Origin of the sequence: Solwaraspora sp. WMMA2056 (assembly GCF_030345095.1) — a bacterium.
In the GTDB taxonomy this organism is placed as follows: domain Bacteria; phylum Actinomycetota; class Actinomycetes; order Mycobacteriales; family Micromonosporaceae; genus Micromonospora_E.
In genome coordinates this window covers 5,168,240-5,191,338 of record NZ_CP128360.1, presented here as the reverse complement: position 1 = coordinate 5,191,338, position 23,099 = coordinate 5,168,240, and the positions used below count along the sequence as shown (strand labels likewise).

Annotated in this window: 24 protein-coding genes; 11 read left to right on the top strand and 13 right to left on the bottom strand. The window is 72.5% G+C overall.

The annotated features are described in order from the left end of the window. Positions 1–6 precede the first annotated feature (6 nt). The 3 genes from O7608_RS23440 to O7608_RS23430 are packed head-to-tail and all read right to left on the bottom strand — an operon-like array spanning position 7 to position 2,381. Positions 7–516 carry a hypothetical protein gene (locus tag O7608_RS23440; protein WP_421356980.1) on the bottom strand — a complete coding sequence of 170 codons (510 nt, stop codon included), beginning with the start codon at positions 514–516 and terminating at the stop codon, positions 7–9. Positions 517–565: 49 nt separating this feature from the next. Further along, the gene (locus tag O7608_RS23435) at positions 566–2,203 is read right to left on the bottom strand and encodes a RecQ family ATP-dependent DNA helicase (RefSeq protein WP_289206635.1); all 1,638 of its coding nucleotides are present in this window, start codon (positions 2,201–2,203) and stop codon (positions 566–568) included. A gap of 52 nt (positions 2,204–2,255) precedes the next feature. Beyond that, positions 2,256–2,381, bottom strand: a complete 126-nt coding sequence (locus tag O7608_RS23430) for a hypothetical protein (protein ID WP_289206634.1) — start codon at positions 2,379–2,381, stop codon at positions 2,256–2,258. A 165-nt stretch (positions 2,382–2,546) separates the two neighbouring features. On the opposite strand from O7608_RS23430, the gene O7608_RS23425 reads away from it, so the two are divergent. After that, complete coding sequence (locus tag O7608_RS23425) at positions 2,547–4,163, top strand: glycoside hydrolase family 3 protein (RefSeq protein WP_289206633.1); 1,617 nt, start codon at positions 2,547–2,549, stop codon at positions 4,161–4,163. Here O7608_RS23425 and O7608_RS23420 read toward each other — a convergent pair. Then, positions 4,153–5,247 (bottom strand): PQQ-dependent sugar dehydrogenase, encoded by a 1,095-nt coding sequence (locus O7608_RS23420; RefSeq protein ID WP_289206632.1) that lies wholly within the window; start codon positions 5,245–5,247, stop codon positions 4,153–4,155. The genes O7608_RS23425 and O7608_RS23420 overlap by 11 nt on opposite strands. Beyond that, a complete protein-coding gene (locus O7608_RS23415; protein ID WP_289211007.1) occupies positions 5,240–5,518 on the bottom strand; it encodes a GNAT family N-acetyltransferase in 279 nt (92 codons plus the stop codon). Before O7608_RS23415 ends, O7608_RS23420 begins: the two co-directional genes overlap by 8 nt. Before the next feature lie 228 nt (positions 5,519–5,746). On the opposite strand from O7608_RS23415, the gene O7608_RS23410 reads away from it, so the two are divergent. The 7 genes from O7608_RS23410 to O7608_RS23380 all read left to right on the top strand — a co-directional run bounded on the left by O7608_RS23410 (position 5,747) and on the right by O7608_RS23380 (position 9,974). Next, entirely contained in the window at positions 5,747–6,121 is a 375-nt protein-coding gene (locus O7608_RS23410; RefSeq protein WP_289211006.1) for a hypothetical protein, read from the top strand. 78 nt (positions 6,122–6,199) lie between these two features. After that, positions 6,200–7,021 (top strand): DUF1206 domain-containing protein, encoded by an 822-nt coding sequence (locus O7608_RS23405; protein ID WP_289206631.1) that lies wholly within the window; start codon positions 6,200–6,202, stop codon positions 7,019–7,021. A 189-nt stretch (positions 7,022–7,210) separates the two neighbouring features. Continuing rightward, a complete protein-coding gene (locus O7608_RS23400) occupies positions 7,211–8,464 on the top strand; it encodes a mechanosensitive ion channel family protein (protein WP_289206630.1) in 1,254 nt (417 codons plus the stop codon). A gap of 50 nt (positions 8,465–8,514) precedes the next feature. Further along, positions 8,515–8,937 (top strand): phage holin family protein, encoded by a 423-nt coding sequence (locus O7608_RS23395; protein WP_289206629.1) that lies wholly within the window; start codon positions 8,515–8,517, stop codon positions 8,935–8,937. After that, entirely contained in the window at positions 8,934–9,260 is a 327-nt protein-coding gene (locus O7608_RS23390) for a DUF3618 domain-containing protein (protein WP_289206628.1), read from the top strand. Before O7608_RS23395 ends, O7608_RS23390 begins: the two co-directional genes overlap by 4 nt. Continuing rightward, positions 9,257–9,529: a DUF4235 domain-containing protein gene (locus O7608_RS23385; protein ID WP_289206627.1), complete on the top strand. Its 273-nt coding sequence runs from the start codon at positions 9,257–9,259 to the stop codon at positions 9,527–9,529. The genes O7608_RS23390 and O7608_RS23385 overlap by 4 nt, the downstream gene beginning before the upstream one ends. A 241-nt stretch (positions 9,530–9,770) precedes the next feature. Next, on the top strand, positions 9,771–9,974 hold the full coding sequence (locus tag O7608_RS23380) for a cold-shock protein (protein WP_007075740.1): 204 nt from the start codon (positions 9,771–9,773) through the stop codon (positions 9,972–9,974). 175 nt (positions 9,975–10,149) lie between these two features. Here the strand turns inward: O7608_RS23380 and O7608_RS23375 are convergent, their stop codons facing one another. Then, positions 10,150–11,133, bottom strand: coding sequence for an aldo/keto reductase (locus tag O7608_RS23375; protein WP_289206626.1), 984 nt, complete (start codon positions 11,131–11,133; stop codon positions 10,150–10,152). Positions 11,134–11,227: 94 nt separating this feature from the next. Here O7608_RS23375 and O7608_RS23370 point away from each other — a divergent pair, with 94 nt between their 5' ends. After that, entirely contained in the window at positions 11,228–12,280 is a 1,053-nt protein-coding gene (locus O7608_RS23370) for an adenosine deaminase (RefSeq protein ID WP_289206625.1), read from the top strand. On the opposite strand, the gene O7608_RS23365 is transcribed toward O7608_RS23370, so the two are convergent. The 6 genes from O7608_RS23365 to O7608_RS23340 form a co-directional block, all read right to left on the bottom strand. Continuing rightward, positions 12,268–12,504 carry a hypothetical protein gene (locus O7608_RS23365; RefSeq protein ID WP_289206624.1) on the bottom strand — a complete coding sequence of 79 codons (237 nt, stop codon included), beginning with the start codon at positions 12,502–12,504 and terminating at the stop codon, positions 12,268–12,270. The genes O7608_RS23370 and O7608_RS23365 overlap by 13 nt on opposite strands. Positions 12,505–12,800: 296 nt before the next feature. After that, positions 12,801–14,207 (bottom strand): HAMP domain-containing sensor histidine kinase, encoded by a 1,407-nt coding sequence (locus O7608_RS23360; protein WP_289206623.1) that lies wholly within the window; start codon positions 14,205–14,207, stop codon positions 12,801–12,803. 29 nt (positions 14,208–14,236) lie between these two features. Next, positions 14,237–14,926 carry a response regulator transcription factor gene (locus O7608_RS23355; RefSeq protein ID WP_282227815.1) on the bottom strand — a complete coding sequence of 230 codons (690 nt, stop codon included), beginning with the start codon at positions 14,924–14,926 and terminating at the stop codon, positions 14,237–14,239. A 67-nt stretch (positions 14,927–14,993) separates the two neighbouring features. Next, positions 14,994–15,950, bottom strand: a complete 957-nt coding sequence (locus O7608_RS23350) for a glycoside hydrolase family 3 protein (RefSeq protein WP_289206622.1) — start codon at positions 15,948–15,950, stop codon at positions 14,994–14,996. Positions 15,951–16,271: 321 nt separating this feature from the next. Then, positions 16,272–16,568: a hypothetical protein gene (locus O7608_RS23345; RefSeq protein WP_289206621.1), complete on the bottom strand. Its 297-nt coding sequence runs from the start codon at positions 16,566–16,568 to the stop codon at positions 16,272–16,274. A gap of 39 nt (positions 16,569–16,607) precedes the next feature. Continuing rightward, entirely contained in the window at positions 16,608–17,750 is a 1,143-nt protein-coding gene (locus O7608_RS23340; protein ID WP_289206620.1) for a class I SAM-dependent methyltransferase, read from the bottom strand. Between the two features lie 195 nt (positions 17,751–17,945). Here O7608_RS23340 and thrS point away from each other — a divergent pair, with 195 nt between their 5' ends. Then, a complete protein-coding gene (thrS, locus tag O7608_RS23335) occupies positions 17,946–19,955 on the top strand; it encodes a threonine--tRNA ligase (RefSeq protein WP_289206619.1) in 2,010 nt (669 codons plus the stop codon). A 115-nt stretch (positions 19,956–20,070) separates the two neighbouring features. Continuing rightward, positions 20,071–20,610, top strand: a complete 540-nt coding sequence (locus O7608_RS23330; RefSeq protein ID WP_421356976.1) for an HIT family protein — start codon at positions 20,071–20,073, stop codon at positions 20,608–20,610. 130 nt (positions 20,611–20,740) lie between these two features. On the opposite strand, the gene O7608_RS23325 is transcribed toward O7608_RS23330, so the two are convergent. Next, positions 20,741–22,864: an elongation factor G-like protein EF-G2 gene (locus O7608_RS23325; protein WP_289206618.1), complete on the bottom strand. Its 2,124-nt coding sequence runs from the start codon at positions 22,862–22,864 to the stop codon at positions 20,741–20,743. Between the last annotated feature and the right edge of the window lie 235 nt (positions 22,865–23,099).

Sequence of the window (23,099 nt, the reverse complement as noted above, 5' to 3'; positions counted from 1 at the left end):
GTGGTCTCAGTCGGTGAGCACCTGGGCGAGCCGGTCGCGGAACCGCCGCTCCGACTCGGTCACCGTCTCCCCGCCGATGCCCAGCAGACCGCCGGTGGCGGCGGCACCGACGACCTGTTCGGCGATGCCGACCAGCCAGTGCTTGTAGGCGCCGGCCTCGCCGTCGTCGACCCGTGCGGTGAGCAACCGGGCGGCCTGACCGGCCCGGTCGAGTACGTCGGCGATCAGCGCCTGCGGGTCGGCCGGCTCCGGCACCGGCAGTTCCTCCCCGGTCTCGGGGTCGCCGACCCGGCTGACCAGTTCGCCGGCGACGGCGCTGACCAGCGGGCTGGCCGACTCCCGGCCGGCGCCGATGGCCTCCAGCCCGGCGGCGCTCTCCGCCCGGGTGCGTCGCCCGCCGTCGGACTCGGCGGCGCTGGCCGCGGTCAGCACCGCCTGCGGCAGCCCGACCAGCAGGCCCCACTCCTCGTCGGAGAATCCGAGCTCGGTGTACACCGGCAGGTCCGTCACGCTCATGCCCCTCTCACGTCCGACCGCCGCATCGGTGTCCGGCGGTCGATGATCCTCAGTGTGACTCGGCGGCCAGCAGACCCTGCTCGCTGACCACCGGTACGGACAACGTCTTGTATCCGACACCGTCGAAGAGCACCGTCATCCGGTCCTGCTCGTAGCCGAGGACCATGCCGGCTCCCCAGTCGGCGTGTCGCACCATACTGTGTACCGGGAACGGGCCACTGGCACCGTCGTCGGCGGTGCTGGTGCCGGCGTGGCAGCTGTCACAGTGCCCGCAGACGTCGCGCATGTGCTCGCCGAAGTAGGCCAGCAACGCCTGGCTGCGGCAGCCGTTCGCCTCGGCGAACGCCCGCATCATGTCGGTTCGGGTCCGCTGGACCGCCTGGCGGCGGGTCGCCGCCGCGACCGCGTCACCGGCGGCCCGGTCGGGCAGTGGCGCGTACGGCGGGCGGACGAACCGGCCGCCGGCGACGGCGCGGGCGGCCCCCACCTCCTCCAGCAGTGCCAGCAGCTGCCCCAGTTTGCGGGCCCCCAGCCCGCAGCGGGCCCGCAGTTGGCTGCGGGTGGCGCCGTCGGCGTCCAGCAACGCGGCCAGGTCGCGCAGGTCGTCGTGCTCCGGCGGGCTGGTGGTGAAGTAGCGCTGCAGCCCGACGTCCTCGGCCCGCCACAGCAACAGCGCCCGCGCCGGGGCGCCGTCGCGGCCGCCCCGGCCGATCTCCTGCAGGTAGCTGTCGGGGGAGTCGGGCAGCGCGGTGTGCGCCACCCACCGTACGTCCGGTTTGTCGATGCCCATGCCGAACGCGGACGTCGCCACCATCACCGGAACCTGCCCGTCGAGGAACTCCTCGTGCAGCCGCTCCCGGGCACCGGCGGCCATCCCGCCGTGGTAGCAGCGGGCCGGGTGACCGGCGTCGTCGAGCCGGGCGGCCAGTTCCTCCGCCGCCCGCCGGGTCGGCACGTAGACGATGCCGGGCGGCGTTTCGGCGTCGAGCAGCGCGAGCAGCCGGCGCCAGCGGTAGTCCTCGGTCGGGCAGTGGGCGACCTCCAGGAACAGGTTGGGCCGGTCGAGCCCGGCCACCACCAGGTGCGGATCGGTCAGCCCGAGACGGTGCACGATGTCCTCACGCACCGGCGGCGAGGCCGTGGCGGTGAGCGCGACGATCGGGGGTCGACCCAGCTCGCGGACCAGGTGTCCGATCGACAGGTAGTCGGGTCGGAAGTCGTGGCCCCAGGCGGAGATGCAGTGCGCCTCGTCGACGGCGACCAGGCCGGGGCGCAATTGGCGGACCTCGGCCAGCCGCTGCGGGTCGCAGAGCTGCTCAGGGGTGGTGAACAGGAACCGGGCCCGGCCGGTGCGGATCTCGTCGAGGGCGGCCTGTTGCTGGGCCGGTGTCTCGGCGGAGCTGATCCGGACCGCCCGCAGGTCGGGCTGGCCCCGGTCGTTGAGCGCGGTGATCTGGTCCTGCTGCAACGCCAGCAGCGGGGAGATCACCACCGTCGGGCCGGCCAGCATGGTGGCCGGCACCTGGTAGACGGCGGACTTGCCGGCACCGGTGGGGAGTACGACGAGGGCGTCACGTCCCTTGAGCAACGCGCGCATCGCGCCGAGTTGTCCGGGACGCAGCGCGGACCAGCCGAACCGCTGGCGGGCCGTGCGTCGTAGGCGGGGTGAATGCAGGGGCAGCTTCATCGGAAGCCGTGGTTACCCGGCGGGTACGCCGATCAAACGGCTGGTGCGGCGGTCACCGGAACATCGCCCGTAGGGCGGCGATCAGCAGCAGGATGCCCAGGACCGCGCCGACCACCTGTACGCCCGGTATGTCGTGCCAACTGGTCTGCTCGGCGGCGAACGAGACGATCGGTGCCATCTCCGCACTGTGCCACATCGTGCCCGGTCGGCGACAGGTCGTGGTCGATGGCTGCCGGGCGGGCGGTGCCGTGGTGGGTCCCGATTAATAGGAAGGTTTATTGACTGAACTGATCGCCGGGTGTGACCATGGCTGCTCCCACCGTCGCGAAAGGGTCCACGCCGCATGGTCGACTCCAGTCCCAGTCTGCGGCGGATGGCGGCCGCCGTACTGCAACCCGGCTTCGTCGGCACCAGCGTGCCGGACTGGGTGCGGCGCTGGACCGCCGACGGGCTCGGCGCGGTGGTGCTGTTCGACCGCAACGTGCGCGACGCCGCGCAGGTCGCCGCCCTCACCTCGGCGTTGCGGGCCGAACGACCTGACCTGCTGGTCGCCATCGACGAGGAGGCCGGCGACGTGACCCGGCTCGAATCCGGCACCGGCAGCTCCCGGCCCGGCAACCTGGCGCTCGGCGCGGTGGACGACCCGGCGCTGACCGAGCGGGTGGCCCGGGACCTCGGCCGGGAACTGGCCGGGGCCGGGATCACGCTCAACTACGCCCCGGTCGCCGACGTCAACTCCAACCCGGACAACCCGGTGATCGGCGTCCGGGCCTTCGGCGACGACCCCGACCTGGTCGCCCGGCACACCGCCGCGTGGATCCGTGGCCTGCAGTCCGCCGGGGTCGCCGCCTGCGCCAAACACTTCCCAGGGCACGGCGACACCAGCGTCGACTCGCATCTGGACCTGCCCCGCATCGACGCCGACCGGGTCCGGTTGGACGCCGTCGAACTCGCCCCGTTCCGGGCGGCGATCGCGGCGGGCACCGCCACGGTGATGACCGGCCACCTGTCGGTGCCGGCGATCGACCCGGGGTACCCGGCCACGCTGAGCCGTCCCGTCCTGGTCGACCTGCTCCGGGGGGAGCTCGGCTTCACCGGCGCGGTGATCACCGACGGCATCGAGATGCGGGCCGTGACCGGCCGCTACGGCCTCGGCGGGGCCACCGTACGGGCGCTCGCCGCCGGGGTCGACGCGGTCTGCGTCGGAGGGGAACACTCCGACGAGGCGACGGTCCGGCTGCTGCGCGACGCGATCGTCGACGCGGTCGTGACCGGAGTGCTGCCGGTGTGCCGGCTGGCCGAGGCGAGTGAACGGATCGCCCGGCTGGCCGATTGGACCCTTCGGCCGCCCGGCGTGCCGACCGTCGACAGCGCCGTGCCGACCGCCGGCGGCGCACCGGACGGTGCCGGGGTCGGGCTGGTCGCCGCCCGCCGGGCCCTGCGGCTGCGGACCGCGACGCCGCTGCCGCTGACCCGGCCCGCCCACGTGGTCGAGTTCGCGCCCCCGCACAACATCGCCTCCGGTACGCAGACCCCGTGGGGACTCGGCCCGGCGATGACCGCGCTGCGCCCCGACACGGTCACCGTACGGCTGACGGCCGCCGACCTCGACACGCCCACAACCGGCGGCCTGCCAACAGCCGGCGACCCGACGGCCCGGCTGGCTGCGGTCCTTGCCGCGGCCCGCGACCGTACCGTCGTCCTGGTCGTCCGGGACCTGCACCGCCACCAGTGGATGGCAACGGCGGTCGAGCAGGCGCTGGCGGTGCGCCCCGACGCTGTCGTCGTCGAGATGGGCGTGCCGGTACGGGTCGTCGGCGGCACCCACCTGGCCACCTACGGGGCGAGCCGGGCCAACGCCGAGGCCGCCGCCGAGCTGCTGGTCGGCCGGCGAGGCCGCGACGGTCTGTCGACCGCCGGCGGTGGTCAGCCGGTGACCCGGCCGGTGGTCAGCCGGTGACCCGCAGGATCCGGTCGTCGTCGGCGTCCGGATCACCCCGGCCGTCCCGGTTGGACGTCAACACCCACAGGGTGCCGTCGGGCGCGACGGCGGCGTGCCGCAGCCGGCCGTAGTCGCCGCGCAGCAGCGTCTCGGCGCCGGTGCCGTCCGGGTTCACCCGGTACAGCCGTTGGCCGCGTAGGCAGGCCAGCCAGAGCTTGCCCTGGTGGAACGCCAGGCCGCTGGGTGAGGCGTCCCGGGGCGACCAGGTCGCGACCGGGTCGACGAACTGCGCCAACTCGGCGACACCCTCGGCGTCCGGCCAGCCGTAGTTGCCGCCGGGAGTGATCAGGTTCAGCTCGTCGTGGCGGTTCTGGCCGAACTCGCTGGCGTACAGCTGGCCGTCCGTACCCCAGTCCAACCCCTGGACGTTGCGGTGGCCGAGGCTGAACACCGGTGAGTCGGGGAACGGATTGTCCGGTGGTGGCGTGCCGTCCGGGGCGATCCGTAGGATCTTGCCGGCCAGGCTGGCCGGATCCTGGGCGGCACCCCGCTGCCCGGCGTCCCCGGTTCCGGCGTACAGCATCCCGTCGGGTCCGAAGGCGAGTCGCCCGCCGTTGTGTGTCGCCGCCCGGGGGATTCCGGTGAGGACCGGCTCCGGCGCGCCGGCCGTACCGTCGGCGGCCAGCCGCAGCCGGACGATCCGGTTGTCGGTCGCGGTCGTGTAGTAGAGGTACACCCAGCGGTCGTCGGCGTGCCGCGCGGAGACCGCGACCCCGAGCAGCCCGCCCTCGCCGCCGGCGACGGCGTCGCTGATCCGGGTGAGCTCCCGGACGGTGCCCTGCTGATCGACGACGAGTAGCCGGGTGCTGTCCCGTTCGGTGACCAGTGCGCTGCCGTCCGGCAGGAACGCCAGGTCCCACGGCGCGGCCAGACCGCTCGCGACCACCTCCACCTCGGCGGGTGCCTCGGGCGCGCCGGATATCGTCGGGTCGCTGAACCAGCCGAGCCGGCCGCCGACCGCGATCACCGCCGCGGTCAGTACCGCCACGGCGGCCAGCGCCGCCACCGCCCGCAGCGGCCGGGAGCGGGGCCGGTCAGTCACCGGCGACCAGCGACGCGAACTCCGGATGCCGGTCGATGTAGGCGGCGATGAACGGGCACTGCGGCACCACCTGTTCATCCCGTTCGCGGATCTGGCTGAGCATCCCGTGGGCGAGCGCGTCGCCGGCGCCCTTGCCGCGATGGGCGGGGTCGATCTCGGTGTGCGTCACGGTCACCGTCCCCGGCGTGAGCCGGTACGCCGCGAACCCGGCCAGCGCGTCGTCGATCAGGATCTCGAACCGGTGGCGTGCGGGGTCGTCCTGCACCAGCACGGTCAACGTCAGGCACCTCCTTGGCCGGTGGACGGCCGTCGACGTCATCGACCACGGGCCGGCCGACACCTGCGCCGGCCGGTCGTCGCCCGTCGAGCCTATCCGGCCCGTTGCGCGTCCGACGCGCCGATTGCTTCGCCTTGTCCCGGTACCCTGGGAGCTGTGACGAACGCCCCCCTGCCGCCGGCCGCCGCCGGCCTGCCCACCGCCACCGCCGACCCGGCCGCCATGACCGACCCGACCCGGTCCGCCCTGGCCGTCCCGACAGCTGGCCGTCGCCGGGCCGGTCGGCTCGCGGCCTCGTTCGCCGGGCTGATGCTCGGTGCCGCGGTGCTCGCCGGCTGCAGCTCCGAGGGTGCCAGCACCGACTGCGGGCTGGACGCCTGCACGGTGACCTTCGACCGGGGCGTCGAGGCCAGCGCCAGTTTCCTCGGCATCGAGGCCAAGCTGATCGGAGCCGAGGGCGACCGGGTGACCGTCGAGGTGGCCGGCGAGCAGGTGACCCTGACCACGGGTCAGCAGGCGACCGAGGTCGGCGGGATGGCCGTCACCCTGGAGCAGGTCACCGACTCCCAGGTGGTGGTCCGGGTCGCCCGGCAGTGACCTGACGATCTCCTGCGGGCCGGTGCGGTCGCCGACCCGCAGGTTTGACGGTGGTCGGTACCGGTCATTGAAGCGGCCATGCCGAACACCCGCGACGCCCGACGCACCGCCCACCAGGTTGGCGAGAGCCGCTGGCTGGAGACGCTGGCCAGAGTCGGATTCATTGGATACGGAGTCGTCCACCTGCTGGTGGCCTGGCTCGCACTGCAGATCGCCTTCGGACGCTCCGCTGCCGACGGCGACCAGTCCGGTGCCCTGCGGACGCTCGCCCAGCAGCCGTTGGGCACCGTGCTGCTGATCGCGGTCGCGGTGGGGCTGGCCGCGATGGCGCTCTGGCAGGGGATCGAGGCCGCGGTCGGGCACCGCGCGGAGCAGGGCCGCGACCGGGTCGTCGAGCGGGTGCTCTCCGCCGGGCGTACGGCGGTCTATCTCTCCTTCGCCTGGACCGCCGTGCAGGTGTTCCGGGACGCCAACGCGGACACCGCCGGGCAGCAGCAGGCGATGAGCGCACGGGTGATGGCCGAGCCGGGTGGCCGGTGGCTCGTCGGTGCCGCCGGTGTGGTGCTGGTCGGCATCGGGATCGGCATGGCGGTCAACGGGATCACCCAGCGCTTCACCAAGCACCTGCGGACCGGGCAGATGAGTGCGAAGGCACGCCGGGTGATCTGCCGGCTGGGTATGGTCGGATACGTCGCCAAGGGTGTCGCGTACGGCACCGCCGGGGTGCTGGTGGTCGTCGCCGCTGTGCAGTACGCACCCGAGCGGGCCCGGGGCCTGGACGCGGCGCTGCACACGCTGCGGGAGCAGGCGTTCGGCACGCTGCTGCTCTGCCTGGTGGCGGCCGGCTTCGCGGCGTTCGGTGTCTACTGCTTCGCCCAGTCCCGCTACCGCAAGGTCTGAGACGTGTGACCGGTCACTGACTGGTGGCCCCGCCTGGCGGTCCGGCGACACTCCCGGCATCCTTGGCATTTCGCTGCCAAAGATCGCAAATCGCGCGATCGTCCCCGGCCGCCGACCGATCGCCCGTACGCCGATCGCCACCGGCTGCGCAGCCGGTGGCGATCGTTCGCGCGATGGAGGGAGAAATTCGTGCATCCGGTTGTGGTGACGGCGACAGTGACCGTCGGATCGGCCCTGCTGGCGGTCGGACTGGTGGCCATCGGTCACCGGGTCGTACGCCGGCTCGGCCGGCGCTCGGTGCTGCTCGCCGAGCTCGCCACCCACGCCCACCGGCCCCTACTGGTGGCGGCGACCGTCGCCGCGGTCCAGTTCGCGGTGCGGTTCTCCACCGGGTACGCCGTCGGCGAACCCTGGCGGCGGACCACGTTGCACCTGCTGGTGCTGGCGACCATCGCCTCGTGTGCCTGGCTGGTCGGGGCACTGCTGCTGGCCCTGGAGGACACCACGCTGGCCCGGTTCCGCACCGACGTGCCCGACAACCGGCACGCCCGGCGGCTGCACACCCAGGTGGTGATGCTGCGCCGGGTCACCATCGCGGTGATCGTGGTGCTGACCATCGGCGTGATGCTGATGACCTTCCCCGCCGTCCGGGGCGTCGGTGCCAGCCTGCTCGCCTCCGCCGGGGTCATCGGCGTGGTGGCCGCGCTCGCCGCGCAGAGCGTGCTCGGCAACGTCATCGCCGGCCTGCAACTGGCCTTCAGCGACGCGGTGCGCATCGACGACGTCGTCGTCGTGGAGGGCGAGTGGGGCCGGATCGAGGAGCTCACCCTCAGCTACGTCGTGGTGCACATCTGGGACGACCGCCGGCTCATCCTGCCGACCTCGTACTTCACCACCCGCCCCTTCCAGAATTGGACCCGGACCCGGGCGGCGGTGCTGGGCACCGCCGAGTTCGACCTGGACTGGTCGGTTCCGGTGCAGGTGATGCGCGAGGAGCTGCGTCGCCTGGTCGAATCATCCGAGCTGTGGGACGGCCGGGTCTGCGTGCTGCAGGTGACCGACGCGACGGGCGGCACGGTGCGGCTGCGTGCCCTGGTCAGCGCGGCCGACTCACCGAGCCTGTGGGATCTGCGCTGCCTGGTCCGCGAACATCTGGTCCGGTGGGTCCGCGACCAGCGGCCGACCGCGTTGCCCCGCTGGCGGGCCGAGGTCGGCGACGGCAACGGCCTGTCCGACTGGCTGGACCTGCGTCCGCCGGCCGCCGCCGCCCGCGACCGAGGCGGCCGCGACCGGGTCGGCCGGGGCCGCGTACGGCCCGCCCTGGACGCCGAGCCACCAGACGACGCCCGGCTGTTCGGCGGCGGTGCCGACGGCGAGGCCCGGGCCTCGGTCTTCGTCGGCCCGGACGATTCCACCGGCCCGGATCCGCAGCGACAGGATTGATCTGGTCCCGGGCCGGGCATACAGCGGCGAACAGCGGGAAAGGAGGCACCATGGCCGACGTCTTGCACCGGCCACCCGCCGAGCAGTCCACCGCGGAACTCGTGCAACAGGCAGGTGAGCAGATATCGCGGCTGGTCCGTGACGAGCTCGCGCTGGCCCGGGCGGAACTGACCGAGAAAGGCAAACACGCCGGAAAGGGCATCGGCCTGTTCGGCGGCGGCGGTGTCGTGGCCCTGTACGGCCTCGGCACGTTGATCGCCGCGGCCGTTCTGCTGCTCGGCCAGGCCTGGCCGCCGTGGGTAGCGGCGTTGGTCGTGGCGGTGCTGCTCTTCGCGGTGGCCGGTGGACTGGCACTGGCCGGCCGGCGTCAGGTCCGGCAGGCGGCCCCGCCGGTACCGACCGCGACGGCGGACAGTCTGCGCGCCGACATGACCGTGGTCGGCGCGGCCATGAAGCGGGGGCGGCAGTCGTGACCTCGCACAACGGCAGATCGGGCAACGGCAGCGGTGACCTGGACCTGCTGCGGGCCGACATCCGACGGACCCGGGCCGAGCTCGGGCAGACCGTCCAGGCACTGGCCGCCAAGACGGACGTCAAGAGCCGGGTGCGCGTCGGTGCCGCGCGGACCCGGCGTCGGCTGCGGGACCGGGCCGACCAGGTACTGGTCGACGTACGCCGCACCGGCCTGGACGTACGCCACCTGGGATCGCGCGGCGCGCTGCCGGCGGTGGCGGTGGCCGGCGTACTGATCAGCGTGGCCGTGGTGTGGGTGACGATGCGAGGGAGGCGCCGGTGAGCAAGCCGGTCAACAAGCTGGCCTACCGCCCGGTGGGCCTGATTCTGGGAATGGCCGCCGGAGCCCTGGCCGGGGCGATCTTCCGACAGGTGTGGAAGGCCGCCGCCGGGGACGACGACGCGCCCAGCGCGATCGACGAGGAGCGGGGCTGGGGCGAAGTGCTCGCTGCGGCGGCCCTGCAGGGGGCGATCTTCTCGGTCGTCCGGGCCGCCGTCGACCGGGGCGGAGCGACCGGTGTCCGCCGGTTGACCGGCCGCTGGCCGGGCTGACGACGGTGACCGGATTTGCGCACGCCACGAGGGCGTGAACGGCGTCTCAGGTCACATGTCGGCGACGTTCGTCAGGTAGGCTGTGCGAAGTTTTTGCGTACGTGGTTTGCTGTCCACGCTGTTGCGAGACAGCGTGGGTTGAGAGTCCTCCTTCACCGGGGGCCACCTCAGGCGCCGCTGCTCGAAAACGGCCAACCGGCCGCACGGCGTGCTTGGCCGCCAGTTTCAGAAGGAGATACACATGGCGCAGGGAACCGTGAAGTGGTTCAACGCAGACAAGGGCTTCGGCTTCATCACCGTCGACGGCGGGGGTGCTGACGTGTTCGTCCACTTCTCGGCCATCCAGACCAGCGGCTACCGGACGCTGGAGGAGAACCAGCGGGTGGAGTTCGAGATCGCCCAGGGCCAGAAGGGCCCGCAGGCCGAGCAGGTCCGCCCCATCTGACCCTCAGTCGCCGACGCGACGTCGGCTGCTGGGCCCGGCTCTACCCGGGAAGCTTGTGCAACAGGAAGCCCCGTGTCCGCACCGGACGCGGGGCTTTCCCGTCACCGGACACCGGGCGTGCTGCCCTCGTGGGGCCGACCGGCCGGCGACCGGGCGGCCCACGAGGACGCGGCTGTCACCACCGGTGGTGCACCTGCGGCCGGATCAGCTCGTCGTAGACCTGCGCCACGGCCTGCCGGGCCGCCTCGTCCAGCGGTGCCAGACCGGCCGCCGCCGCGTTGTCGCGGGCCTGCTGCGGGTTACGGGCACCGGGGATCACCACGGTGACGCCCGGCTGGTCCAGGATCCAGCGCAACGCGAACTGCGCCATGGTCGCCTGCTGCGGCACGAGCGGCGCGAGCCGGCGGACCGCCGCCAACCCGGTGCCGAAGTCGACGCCGGAGAAGGTCTCACCGACGTCGAACGCCGCCCCGTCGCGGTTGAAGTTGCGGTGGTCGTCGGCGGCGAACCGGGTCTGCTCGTCGTACCGGCCGGAGAGCAGGCCACTGGCCAGCGGCACCCGCGCGATGATGCCGACCCCGGCGGCGGCCGCCGCCGGCAGCACCCGCTCGACCGGTTTGAGCCGCAACGCGTTCAGGATGATCTGCACGCTGGCGACACCCGGCCGGGCGATCGCGGCCAGCGCCTCGTCGACGGTCTCCACACTCACCCCGTACGCGGCGATGCGCTTCTCCGACACCAGGGTGTCCAGCGCGTCGTAGACCGCGTCGGTGTGCAGCACCTCGGTCGGCGGGCAGTGCAGCTGGACCAGGTCGAGGGTGTCGACGCCGAGGTTGGCCCGCGACCGGTCGGTCCAGGCCCGGAAGTTGTCCAGCACGTACGCGGCCGGCTCCTGCGGCACCCGACGGCCCATCTTCGTGGCGACGAACAGCTCGCCCGACCCGGACTCCCGCAGGAACCGGCCGATGATCCGCTCGCTGCGCCCGTCGCCGTACACGTCGGCGGTGTCCAGGAACGTGGTGCCGGCGTCGACGGCGGAGGTCAGCGTCGCCAGCGCGTCGTCCTCGCTGACCGTCCCCCAGTCCGCGCCGAGCTGCCAGGCGCCCAGACCGATCACACCCGCTGTGCGGCCCAGCCGCGGAAACGTACGCTTGTCCACCAGGCGAGCCTAGTCGACACCCCGGACGGTACGCTCGGCGCAGCCGGTCGCCGCCGAGGCGAACCGGCATGGTACGAGGAGGTCGCAGCAGCCGGTGAGTCAGCCGCCACCCGTGACGCCCGAGTTGTCGGCGTTCGTCGAGGGCCTGCCGAAGGCCGAGTTGCACGTGCACCACGTCGGGTCGGCGTCGCCCCGGATCGTCGCCGCGCTCGCCGGTCGGCACGAGGGCCAGAGCCCGGTGCCGGCCGACCCGGACCTGCTCGCCGACTACTTCGTCTTCCGCGACTTCGCCCACTTCATCGAGATCTACCTGAGCGTGGTCGACCTGGTCCGCGACGACGAGGACGTCTGGATCCTCACCCACGAGGTGGCCCGGGAGCTGGCCGCCCAGCAGGTCCGCTACGCCGAGCTGACGGTGACGCCGTACTCGCACGTGCGCCGGGGCATCCCGGCACCGGCTTTCTGCGCCGCGCTCGAGGACGCCCGGCACCGGGCCCGCGCCGACTTCGGCGTCGAGCTGCGCTGGTGCTTCGACATCCCCGGCGAGGCGGGCCTGCCGGCGGCCGAGGAGACCCTGCGGATCTGCCTGGACGAGGCCCCGGACGGGTTGATCAGCTTCGGTCTCGGTGGGCCGGAGATCGGGGTGCCGCGTCCGCAGTTCAAGCCGTACTTCGACAAGGCCAGGGCGGCCGGGCTGCATTCGGTGCCGCACGCCGGGGAGACCACCGGGCCGGAGACGATCTGGGACGCGCTGCGGGAGCTGCACGCCGAACGGATCGGGCACGGCACCTCCTGCGTACGGGACGCGCGGTTGGTCGATCACCTGGCGCAGCGGCAGATCCCGCTGGAGGTCTGCCCCACCTCGAACCTGCGGACCGGGGCGGTCCCCGACCTGGCCGCGCACCCGCTGGCCGAGATGGTGGCGGCGGGGCTGCTGGTGACGATCAACTCCGACGATCCGCCGATGTTCGGCACCAGCCTCAACCAGGAGTATCTCGTCGCCGCCGGGCTGCTGGGTGCGGACACGGCGCAGCTGGCGGGGCTGGCCCGCAACGCGGTCACCGCGTCGTTCCTGCCCGCACCGGACAAGGCGCGGCTGACCGGTGAGATCGACCGGTACGTGGCCGTGGCGGGTCAGCCCCGGTAACCGCCGGCGTAGCTGGGGTCCTGCCAGCAGGCGAGGACCGCGATGACCAGGGCGCCGACCACCGCCACCCAGCGCAGCAGTTGGCGGGGGGTGACCAGGGCGGGTTCGTCCTCGAACTCGGCGTCGGGTCCGTCCGGCGGCGCAGGCTCCAGTGGTTCGGCGCCTTCGTCGTCGCGCCCGTCCCGCCGGGCTCCGGTGGGGGAGTTCCGTAGCGGCGGTGACACGTACACCTACCTCTGTCCAAGGTGGGCGCGCGGCGGGACGACGATGTTGGGGGACCGGGCCCCGCCGCGCGCAAGCAACCCTGGACCTTGGGACACGGGACGGTACTGCGGGTGACGGTCCAGGGCTGCCGATGGGTTCGCAGCAGATGCTGCCACCCGGTGTGTCCCCAACGGAACGGCGTTAATCCAGACCTAAGAAAAGCTTGCGCCACTGAAGACCGGGACGTGACCTGCGCCCGGGTCAGCCCCGTCGCCGCAGCCGGGAGGTACGCGGTGGGCCGGTACGCAGGGGTCGGTCAGTGCGGCGCGGCGGGGGAGTCCGCGTCGGGTTGCCGGCCGCGTACCGGGTTGCGGTCCCGTTCCCGGGCCAGCCGTCCGACCAGGCCGAACCGGCTGGCCGGCCGGGGCGGGGCGGCCTCGGCGTCGGCGAGCAGCATCACCACGCTGGCACCGCCGAGCCGGGCCCGGTCCAGGCTGACCGAACCGTTGGCCTGCAACGCCACCCGTCGGGCGATGTCCAGGCCGAGCCCGGTGGAGCCCTGATCGCTGGCACCACGGCGCAGCGCCCGGTCGGGGTTGGCGATGCCGGGACCGGCGTCGTCGACCCGGATGGCCACGTACCCGTCGCGGCGCGAGACCGCCACCTCGAACGCGGTGCCCTGCGGGGTGTAGCGGAACACGTTGCCCAGCACGGCGTCGAGGGCGGCGGCCAGCTCCGCCCGGGGCACCGGGACCGGGGTCCGCAGCTGCGCGCCGATCACGGTGTACGCGCGGTTCTGGTCGCCGGCCAGCGCCGACCAGAAGACCATCCGGTCGCGGACCACCTCGGCCACGTCGCAACTGCCCGGCCCGGTCTCCTGGGTGACCGTCTTGCGGGTCGTGTTGATCAGCACGTCGACTTCACCTTCGAGGGTGACGATCGCCTGCCGGATCCGGCGGATGGTGCGGCGGCGGTCCAGTTCGGCCTCGCTGAACGAGCCGACGCTGGTGTCGTCGGAGTCGAGCGCGTCGGCGTCCAGCCGCAGCACCGTCAACGGGGTGCGCAGCCGGTGGGACAGGTCGGCGACGAGCTCCCGTTCGTCGGTACGGGAGGCGACCAGCCGGTCCGCCATCCGGTTGAACGCGTACCCGGCCTCGGCCAGCTCGCGCGGACCGCTCGGCTGGATCCGGACCCCCAGGTCGCCGTCCCCGACCGCCATTGCCGCCTTGACCAGGCCCTTGGCCGAGGCGACCGCGCGGGCCGCGATCCGGTCCACCACGATGACCGAGCAGACCACCAGGCCGGCGGCGATGCCGACGAGCAGCAGCCAGGTGCCGGTGGCGCCCTGGTTGAGCTCGGCGTCGGCGACGAACACCTCGACGACGGTCACCGCCTCACCGACCGTCACCGGCTCCAGGTGCAGCACCCCGCCGTCGGTGGCCACCACCACCGGCGCGGTGCCGGCGGCGGCATCGGCCACGTCGCGGGTGCTCGCCCGGGGCGTACCGCCGAGGTCGAGCCCGTGCACGACGGGCTGCCGCTCGGCGCTCTCACCGAGATTGGCCACTGCTTGGCGGACCGATTCCGGGTCGTTGCTGATCGCCAGCGCGCCGCGCACCACGGCGGCCCGGCGGGCGGCGTCGGCGAGGGCCTGTTCCCGGGTCTCCTGCTGCAGCTGCAGCCCCAGCGGAATGAGGAAGACCAGCGCGATGATCGACGTCATGCCGGCCCCGAGGTAGGCCAGCGCCAACCTCAGTCGGGTACCACCAACCGGAAGCCGACCCCCCGCACGGTGCGCAGGTAACGTGGCTTCGCTGCGGATTCGCCCATTTTGCGGCGAAGCCAGTAAAGATGCACGTCGATTGTCTGGTCCTCGCCGACCGACGGCTGCCGCCATACCTCCTCCAACAGCTCCCGGCGGGACACTACCCGACCTGGCCGGGCGGCCAGGTAGGCCAACAGGTCGAACTCCTTGCGGGTCAGCGCCAGGGCCTCGCCGTCCAGGGTCGCGCTGCGCTCCCCGACGTCGACCCGCAGGCCACCCACCTGGTGCACGGCCGGCGGGACCGAGCGGCTGGCCCGACCCGCCCGGCGCAGCACCGTGGTGATCCGGGCGTCGAGATGGGCACCGGTGAACGGCTTGACCATGTAGTCGTCGGCACCGGCACGCAGCAGCCGAACGATCGCCTGTTCGTCGTCGCGGGCGGTGGCGATGATGATCGGTACGTCGGTGATGCCGCGCAGCATCCGCAGCGCGTCGGCACCGTCCAGGTCGGGCAGGCCCAGGTCGAGAACGACCAGGTCAGGGGTTTCGGCGGCGACCCGACGCAGCGCGTCCAGGGCCGTGCCGACGGCGTGGACCGCGTGTCCCCGGTCGGCCAGCGAGCGCAACATGGCGCCGCGCACGACGTGGTCGTCCTCGACCAACAGCACCGTAGCCACCACACGACCGTACTGCCCTTGGCAAGTCGCCCGCCGGCACGCCCCGCCGGGCGAGCGCGCGGACCGGTCAGCCCGCCGCCGGATAGGTCAACCCGAAGCCGTACGGGTACAGCGGCGACTGCCCGTCACCGTGGTGGATCGGCTGCTGATCGGCACCAGCCATCCAGGTGACCGGCAGTTTTCCGGTCGGCGCGCGGACCCCGAACAGCACGTCGGCGACGCCGGCGCCCTCGGTGCCGGGCAGCCACGACGCGAGCAGCGCGGCCCAGCCGGACACCTGCCCGGCGACGTCCAGCGGTCGGCCGGAGACCAGCACGACCACCACCGGTACCCCGGCGGCCCGCAGCCGTTCGATGGTCGCCAGGTCGGTGTCGCGCAGCCCCATCGCCGCCGGCCGGTCACCCTCGCCCTCGGCGTACGGCGTTTCCCCGACCACCGCGACCGCCACCCGGTAGGAGCTGTCGATCCCGACGCCGGTGGCGTCGTAGGTGACCTGCGTGGACGGGTCCACCGCCGCCCGGATCCCGGCCAGGATCGACGTCCCCGGGGTGATCGGGCCGCTGCCGCCCTGCCAGGTGACGGTCCAGCCGCCACTCTGGTGGCCGACGTCGTCGGCGTTGCCGCCGGCGACGAAGATGCGGTTGCCGGCCGGGTCCAGCGGCAGGATCCCGTCGGTGTTGCGCAGCAGCACCTGGGAGGCGGCCACCGCCTCCCGGGCCAGCGCCCGGTGCGCCGGGGCACCGACGCTGGCGGTCAGCGACCGGTCGGCGTACGGCCGCTCGAAGAGCCCGAGCTCGACCTTCTTGGTCAGGATGCGCCGGACCGCGTCGTCGACGCGGTCCGTGGCGACCCGACCGGCCTCGACCTCGGTACGGAGCAGGTCGATGAAGCGTCGCCAGTCGGTCGGCACCATCGCCATGTCGATGCCGGCGTTGACCGCCTGGCGGACGTCGGCCGCGCTCATCCCCAACGGGTACCGGGTGAGGTCGCCCGGGGTCACCGAGGCGCGTTCGGCCTGGGTCATCAGATACCTTCCGTGGCTACTCCGGCCTTCAGGCCGGGGAGGAAACGGACTCCTGCGGAGCAGGGCAGGGAAGTCGATTCGCCGCCGAGGCGGATCGTCGTCCACCACCCGCACACCGGAACGTGCGGACAGGTGTGCTAATGTGGCGTTGCCTTGCCGGTGACAACCAAGCCGGTCGGGTCTACCGCCGGGCTGGTGGGAAGTGACGTCTGTGGAGACCGTGTAAGGCCGATGGGCGGTATTCCGTCCCTTGCCGTTGATTCGGGTCGGCTGTGGTCGGCGAAGCAGAAAACTCAACCCGTGAGGGTCGAATCTCCCTGATTAAGCAGGGGGAGATGTCAACTGGCCGATCTTGTCGTCGAGGCTCATCCGGGCGAGCAGGTCGGTCACCCGGGCGTCGACCGAAGCGTGCGGGTCCCGGTAGGTCGCCTCGCCCGGCGGCGACGACACCCCGGCGTCCGGGCCCGCTGCCGGATCCGCTGCCAGATCCGCTGTCGGCGGCCCGGACGCGGCGGTCAACCGGGCGACGGCCAGCCCGCCGGCCAGCAGCGCGACGATCAGAGCACCGAGCAGGACGCGGACACGGCGGCGGGGCAGCGGCAGACGGAGGGTACGCACGAGCGGAGGGTACGCACGCGTGGCACCGTCGTCGATCCCTCAGGGCAGTCGCAGCACCCAGCGGTACGCCTGCACCAGCCCGGTGTCGAAGCCGGCCGCCGAGCCCCACAGGAAGATCCGGAACTGCCGGTACATCGCCTCGCCCCAGCGTTGCACGATCTCGTCGCGGGCGGCGTCCAGCCGCCGCGCCCATTCCCGGCAGGTCAGGTAGTAGTTGTGCCGGTCATCGGCGATGCTGCACAGCTCGAACGGGGAACGGGCCACGTGCCGCAGGTACTGGTGCAGCAGCAGCGGCGCCGAGCGCCCCGGGTAGATGTAGCGCTTCATGAACGCCGACGCCGCGTGCTTGCGGCGCATCGCCAGGGCGTCCAGGTAGACGTGCCCGCCGGGGGTGAGCAGTTCGGCGTACTTGCGCAGGGTGCGCCGGTAGTCCGGCAGGTGCTCGGTGACCCCCATGTTGACGATCGCGTCGTAGCGGCGCTCGTCGGTGAACGCCAGGATGTGCTGGCGTACCACCCGCACCGCCAGCCCTTCCCGGTCGAACAGGTCGGTCAGGTAGCGCTCCGATTCCCGCGACAGCGTCGTCGTGGTCACCTCGACGCCCCGGCGGGCGGCGTGTTCGGCGAACGCCCCCCAGCCTCCGCCGACCTCCAGCACCCGGTCACCGGGCTTGACGCCGATCGCGTCCAACGCCAGGTCCATCTTGCGGGTCATCGCGTCCTCCAACGGTTCGTCGTCGGCGACGAAGACCCCTTCGGTGTAGCACCGGTGCCGGGTGTCCAGGAAGGTCAGGAAGAAGTCGCTCTCGGCGTCGTAGTGGTGCGAGATGGCCCGCCGGTCGTCCTCGCGCCGGCCGCGCAGCACTCCGGTGACCAGGCCGGAGAAGCGGGCCACCGGATGCAGGTCGCTGAAGAAGGCACGCATCCGCAGCGCCGCAGCCAGGTCGCCGTCAAGGTCGAGCCAGCCCTGCCGGTACGCCACGGCGACCGCGAACTGGTCCAGACCGGCCAGCGCCCGCGCGCCGCGCGGATCCCGTACGGCGATGGTGAACTCGGGCGCACCCGGCCCGAAGTGGTGTTCCGCCCCGGCCTCGTCCACCACCGCGAACGGCACCGGTGGCCGACTGGCGAAAAATGAGTCGTAGCGGCGCCGCAACGCGCCGACCATGTCGGTGGGAGCCACCGCGTCAATCTAACGCCGCGACGGTGCCGCCGTCAGGAGTTCGCCGCGGGACAGCAACGTAGCGTAAACACGCCGTCGCCGTCGCCGGCGCCGTCGGCTGCGGCCCGGCAGCGTCGCCGTCCGACCCGCGCGTGGCGACCGCTAGCATCGGCAACGGCCTCGTCGCCGTACCGTTTCTGACCGAAGGAGTCCGTCGTGTCCGCAAGCGCAGCCCCACCCCAGGCCGAACCCGTCGCGGTCCCGGCCGGGACGACGGCCGCGGACGCGATCGCCGCCGCCGGTCTGCCGGTGAACGGCCCGAAGGCGATCGTCGTGGTCCGGGACCCCGACGGCACGCTGCGGGACCTGGACTGGTCACCGGAGACCGACGTACGGGTGGAGCCGGTCGCCATCGACTCCCCGGACGGGCTCGCCGTGCTGCGCCACTCCACCGCGCACGTGCTCGCCCAGGCGGTGCAGGACCTGTTCCCCGAGGCGAAGCTTGGCATCGGCCCGCCGATCGTCAACGGCTTCTACTACGACTTCGACGTGGCCAAGCCGTTCCAGCCGGACGACCTCGACCGGCTGGAGAAGCGGGTGCAGGAGATCGTCAAGTCGGGTCAGCGGTTCCGTCGGCGGCGCTTCGCCGACCTCGACGCCGCCCGCGCCGAACTCGCCGACGAGCCGTACAAGCTCGAACTGATCGACGTCAAGGGGGCCGCCGACTTCGACGCGGCCGAGGTGATGGAGGTCGGCGGTGGCGAGTTGACCATCTACGACAACATCGACCCGACGTCGGGCAAGACCTGCTGGTCGGACCTGTGCCGGGGTCCGCACCTGCCGTCGACCCGGCTGATCGGCGCGGTCAAGTTGATGCGCAGCGCGGCGGCGTACTGGCGGGGCTCCGAGCGCAACCCGCAGCTGCAGCGGATCTACGGCACCGCCTGGCCGACCCGGGACGCCCTCAAGGCGTACCTGAAACTTCTCGACGAGGCCGCCCGCCGCGACCACCGCAAGCTCGGCGCGGACCTGGACCTGTTCAGCTTCCCCGACGAGATCGGCTCCGGCCTGCCGGTGTTCCACCCCAAGGGCGGCATCATCCGCCGGGAGCTGGAGGACTACTCGCGGCGGCGGCACGAGCAGTCCGGGTACGAGTTCGTCTACTCCCCGCACATCAGCAAGTCGAAGCTGTTCGAGACCTCGGGGCACCTGCCGTACTACTCCGACACCATGTTCCCACCGGCGGAGATGGAAGGCGCGCAGTACTACCTCAAGGCGATGAACTGCCCGATGCACAACCTGATCTTCCGCTCGCGGGGGCGGTCGTACCGGGAGCTGCCGCTGCGGTTGTTCGAGTTCGGCACCGTCTACCGGTACGAGAAGTCCGGCGTGGTGCACGGGTTGACCCGGGTGCGCGGGCTGACCATGGACGACTCGCACATCTACTGCACCAAGGAGCAGATGCCCGGCGAGCTGCGCTCGTTGCTGGCCTTCGTGCTCGACCTGCTGCGCGACTACGGCCTGGAGGACTTCTACCTGGAGCTGTCGACCCGCGACGACTCGGACAAGTTCATCGGGGACCCCGCCGAGTGGGAAGAGGCCACCGAGACGCTGCGTCAGGCGGCGGTCGACTCCGGGCTGGAGCTGGTGCCCGACCCGGGCGGCGCGGCCTTCTACGGCCCGAAGATCTCGGTGCAGGCGCGCGACGCGATCGGCCGGACCTGGCAGATGTCCACCATCCAGTTGGACTTCAACCAGCCGAAGCGGTTCGGGCTGGAGTACCAGGCCGCCGACGGCACCCGGCAGCAGCCGGTGATGATCCACCGCGCGTTGTTCGGCTCGATCGAGCGGTTCTTCGGCATCCTCACCGAGCACTACGCGGGCGCGTTCCCGGCGTGGCTGGCACCGGTGCAGGTGGTCGGCATCCCGATCCGTGGCGAGCACGGCGACTACCTGGCCGAGTTCGTGGCGATGCTGCGGGCCGAGGGCATCCGCGCCGAGGTGGACTTCTCCGACGACCGGATGCAGAAGAAGATCCGTACGGCGCAGCAGCAGAAGGTGCCGTTCATGGCGATCGCCGGGGACGCCGACGTCGCCGCCGGCACCGTCTCGTTCCGATACCGTGACGGTACGCAGCGCAACGGGGTGCCGGTGGCGGAGGCGGTGGCGCACGTCGTCGACGTGGTGCGCTCACGCACCAACGCCAACCCGACCGCCGCCGAGTGAGCCGCCCCGCCCGCACTGCCCGCGCTGCCCGTCCCGGCGGCACCGTCCGGGTCGCCGGCACTGCCCGCGTCGCCGGGGCGGTCGTCTTGTCGTGCCGAGCCCGTAGGATCACGAGGTGACTGGCGCGACCGGGCAACCCGGGCCGGATGGCCTCGAACGACTCTGGACGCCGCACCGGATGGCGTACATCTCCGGTGCGGACCGTCCCGACGGCGGCTACGACGCCCCCGGCGGCTGCCCATTTTGTCTGGCACCGCAGCGTCCCGCCGAGCAGAGTCTGGTGGTGGCCCGGGGTGAGCGGGTCTTCGCCGTGCTCAACCTCTATCCGTACAACCCGGGTCACCTGATGATCTGCCCGTACCGGCACGTCGCCGACTATCCGCAGCTGGACACGGCGGAGACCGCCGAGCTGGCCGCCTTCACCCAGACGGCGATGCGGATGGTCCGGCGGGTCAGCAGCGCCCACGGGTTCAACATCGGCATGAACCAGGGGTCGGTGGCCGGTGCCGGCATCGCCGCCCACCTGCACCAGCACGTGGTGCCCCGGTGGGGTGGCGACGCCAACTTCATGCCGGTGATCGGCCGGACGAAGGTGCTGCCGCAGTTGCTGGCCGACACCCGCGACCTGTTCGCCGAGGCCTGGCCAACCAGCTGACCCTGCTCCCGCCCACCCCGCGCCCGCCCTGCCCCCCGCCCGCCCTGCCCCGACGATCTTGCACTTATCGTTGGACAATTCCGACAAAAGCTCTCGATAACTGCAAGATCGTCGGTGGAGTGGGGGCGGGTCAGCTGGCGGGGGCGGGCTCGTAGTGCGCGAACGCCCGGCTGAAGGTGCCGGCCCCACTGGTCATCGAGCGCAGCTCCACCGCGTACCGCAGTAGTTCGGTCGCCGGCACCTCGGCCCGGACCACCGTCCGGTCGGTGTCGTCGTCGGTCGGCGTCGTACCCAGCACCTTGGCACGTCGCCCAGCCAGGTCGCCGAGCACCGCGCCGACGAACCCGTTCGGCACCGTCACCGCGACATCGTCCACCGGTTCCAGCAGCACCGGCCGCCCGGTCGTCGCCGCGTCGCGCAGCGCGAGCGCGCCAGCGGTCTGGAACGCCGCGTCGGAGGAGTCCACCGGATGCGCCTTGCCGTCGACCAGGGTGATCCGCAGGTCCACCACCGGGTGACCGGCGACGACGCCCCGGCTCAGTTGGGCCCGGATCCCTTTCTCCACCGACGGGATGTACTGGTGCGGCACAGCGCCACCAACCACCCGGTCGACGAACTCGACACCACTGCCCGGCGGCAGCGGCTCGACCTCGATGTCGCAGACGGCGTACTGGCCGTGCCCGCCGGACTGCTTCACGTGCCTGCCGTGCCCCCGGGCCGCCACGGTGAACGTCTCCCGCAGCGGCACCCGGACCGGTTCGGTGGTCAACTCGACGCCGCCGCCGCGTAGCCGGTCCAGCACCACGTCGGCGTGCGCCTCACCCATGCACCACAGGACCAGCTGTTGGGTCTCGGCGTTGCGCTCCAGCCGCAGCGTGGGGTCGCCGGCGACCAGCCGGCCCAGGTTGCGCGACAGGGTGTCCTCGTCGGCCCGGCTCGCCGCCACCACCGCCACCGGTAGCAGCGGTTCGGGCATCTGCCAGGGCTCGACCAGCAGGGGATCGTCGGCGGCGGAGATGGTGTCGCCGGTCTCCGCGCTGCCCGACTTGGCGATCGCGCAGATGTCACCGGCGACGCAGAACGGCACCTCCTGCAGCTGCGCCCCCAGTGGACGGTAGACGTGCGCCAGTCGTTCGTCGGCGTCGTGATCGGGGTGACCGCGGTCGGCCAGCCCGTGCCCGGCGACGTGTACCCGCCGGTCCGGGCTCAGCGTGCCGGAGAAGACCCGCACCAGCGACACCCGGCCGAGGTGCCGGTCCACGGTGGTCCGGACCACTTCGGCGACCAGCGGGCCGGCCGGGTCGCAGCGCAGCGGCGGCCGGGGGGATCCGTCCACTCCGGTCACCGCCGGCAACGGGTGCTCGGCCGGGGTCGGGAACGCGGCGGTCAGCAGCCACAGCAGCGCGTCGAGCCCCACGCCGGTGTGCGCGCAGACCGGCAGCACCGGGTAGAAGTGCCCCCGCGCCACTGCCGTCTCCAGATCGTCGACGAGCATCTTCGGGTCGAGCTGTTCACCGCCGAGGTACCGGTCGAGCAGGGTCTCGTCCTCGCTCTCGGCGATGATCCCTTCGACCAGCTCGTTGCGGGCCTCGGTGATCGCCGGCAGGTGCTCCGGGTCCGGCGGCCGCACCTGCGGCGGGTGACCGGCCGAGTAGTCCAGGACCTGGCAGGCGAGCAGGTCCAGCAGCCCGATGATCTGCACCCCGTCGTCGGCCAGCATCGGCAGGTGCAGCGGCAGCACGTTGTCGCCGAATACCCGTTGGCACAGCGCCACCGCCTCGTCGACATCCGCCCGGGGGTGGTCCAGCCGGCTGATCGCCACCGCGCGTGGCATCTCCACCGCCGCGCACTCCTCCCACAGCGCTGCGGTGGCCGCGTCCATCCCGTCGGCGGCGCTGACCACGAACAGCGCCGCGTCGGCGGCCCGTAGCCCGGCGCGCAGCTCACCGACGAAGTCGGCGTACCCGGGGGTGTCCAGCAGGTTGACCTTCACCTCCCGGTGGACCAGTGGGGCGCAGGTCAGAGCGACCGAGCGTTGCTGGCGTACGGCGGCCGGATCGTGGTCGCACACCGTGGTGCCGTCCGGTACGGTGCCGGCCCGGCCGATCACGCCGGAGGCGGCCAGCAGCGCCTCGACCAGGGTGGTCTTACCCGATCCGGAGTGCCCGACGACGACGACGTTACGGATGCGGTCCGGATCGGTCACCGCTGTGCCGGCCCCGGAGCCGCTGCGATCGTGGTTCTTCTGCGCCATGACGTGCGCACCTCCTGGCTGACTGCGTGCGTGGGGCGGGAGCCGTGCTCCGTGACGGGTGACGACTGCGCCGCCGGATGACCGGGGGGTGATTCCGCGGCGACGTCGTCGGGCGGTGGGGGCCCGCTCGGTAACGTGAGCGGTGCCCGGGCGAGCTCACTCACGTTCACGAGTCGATCCCACACCCGCGACGCGCCGTACACAAGTCCGGCGCGCGGCGACGCGCCGTAGACAG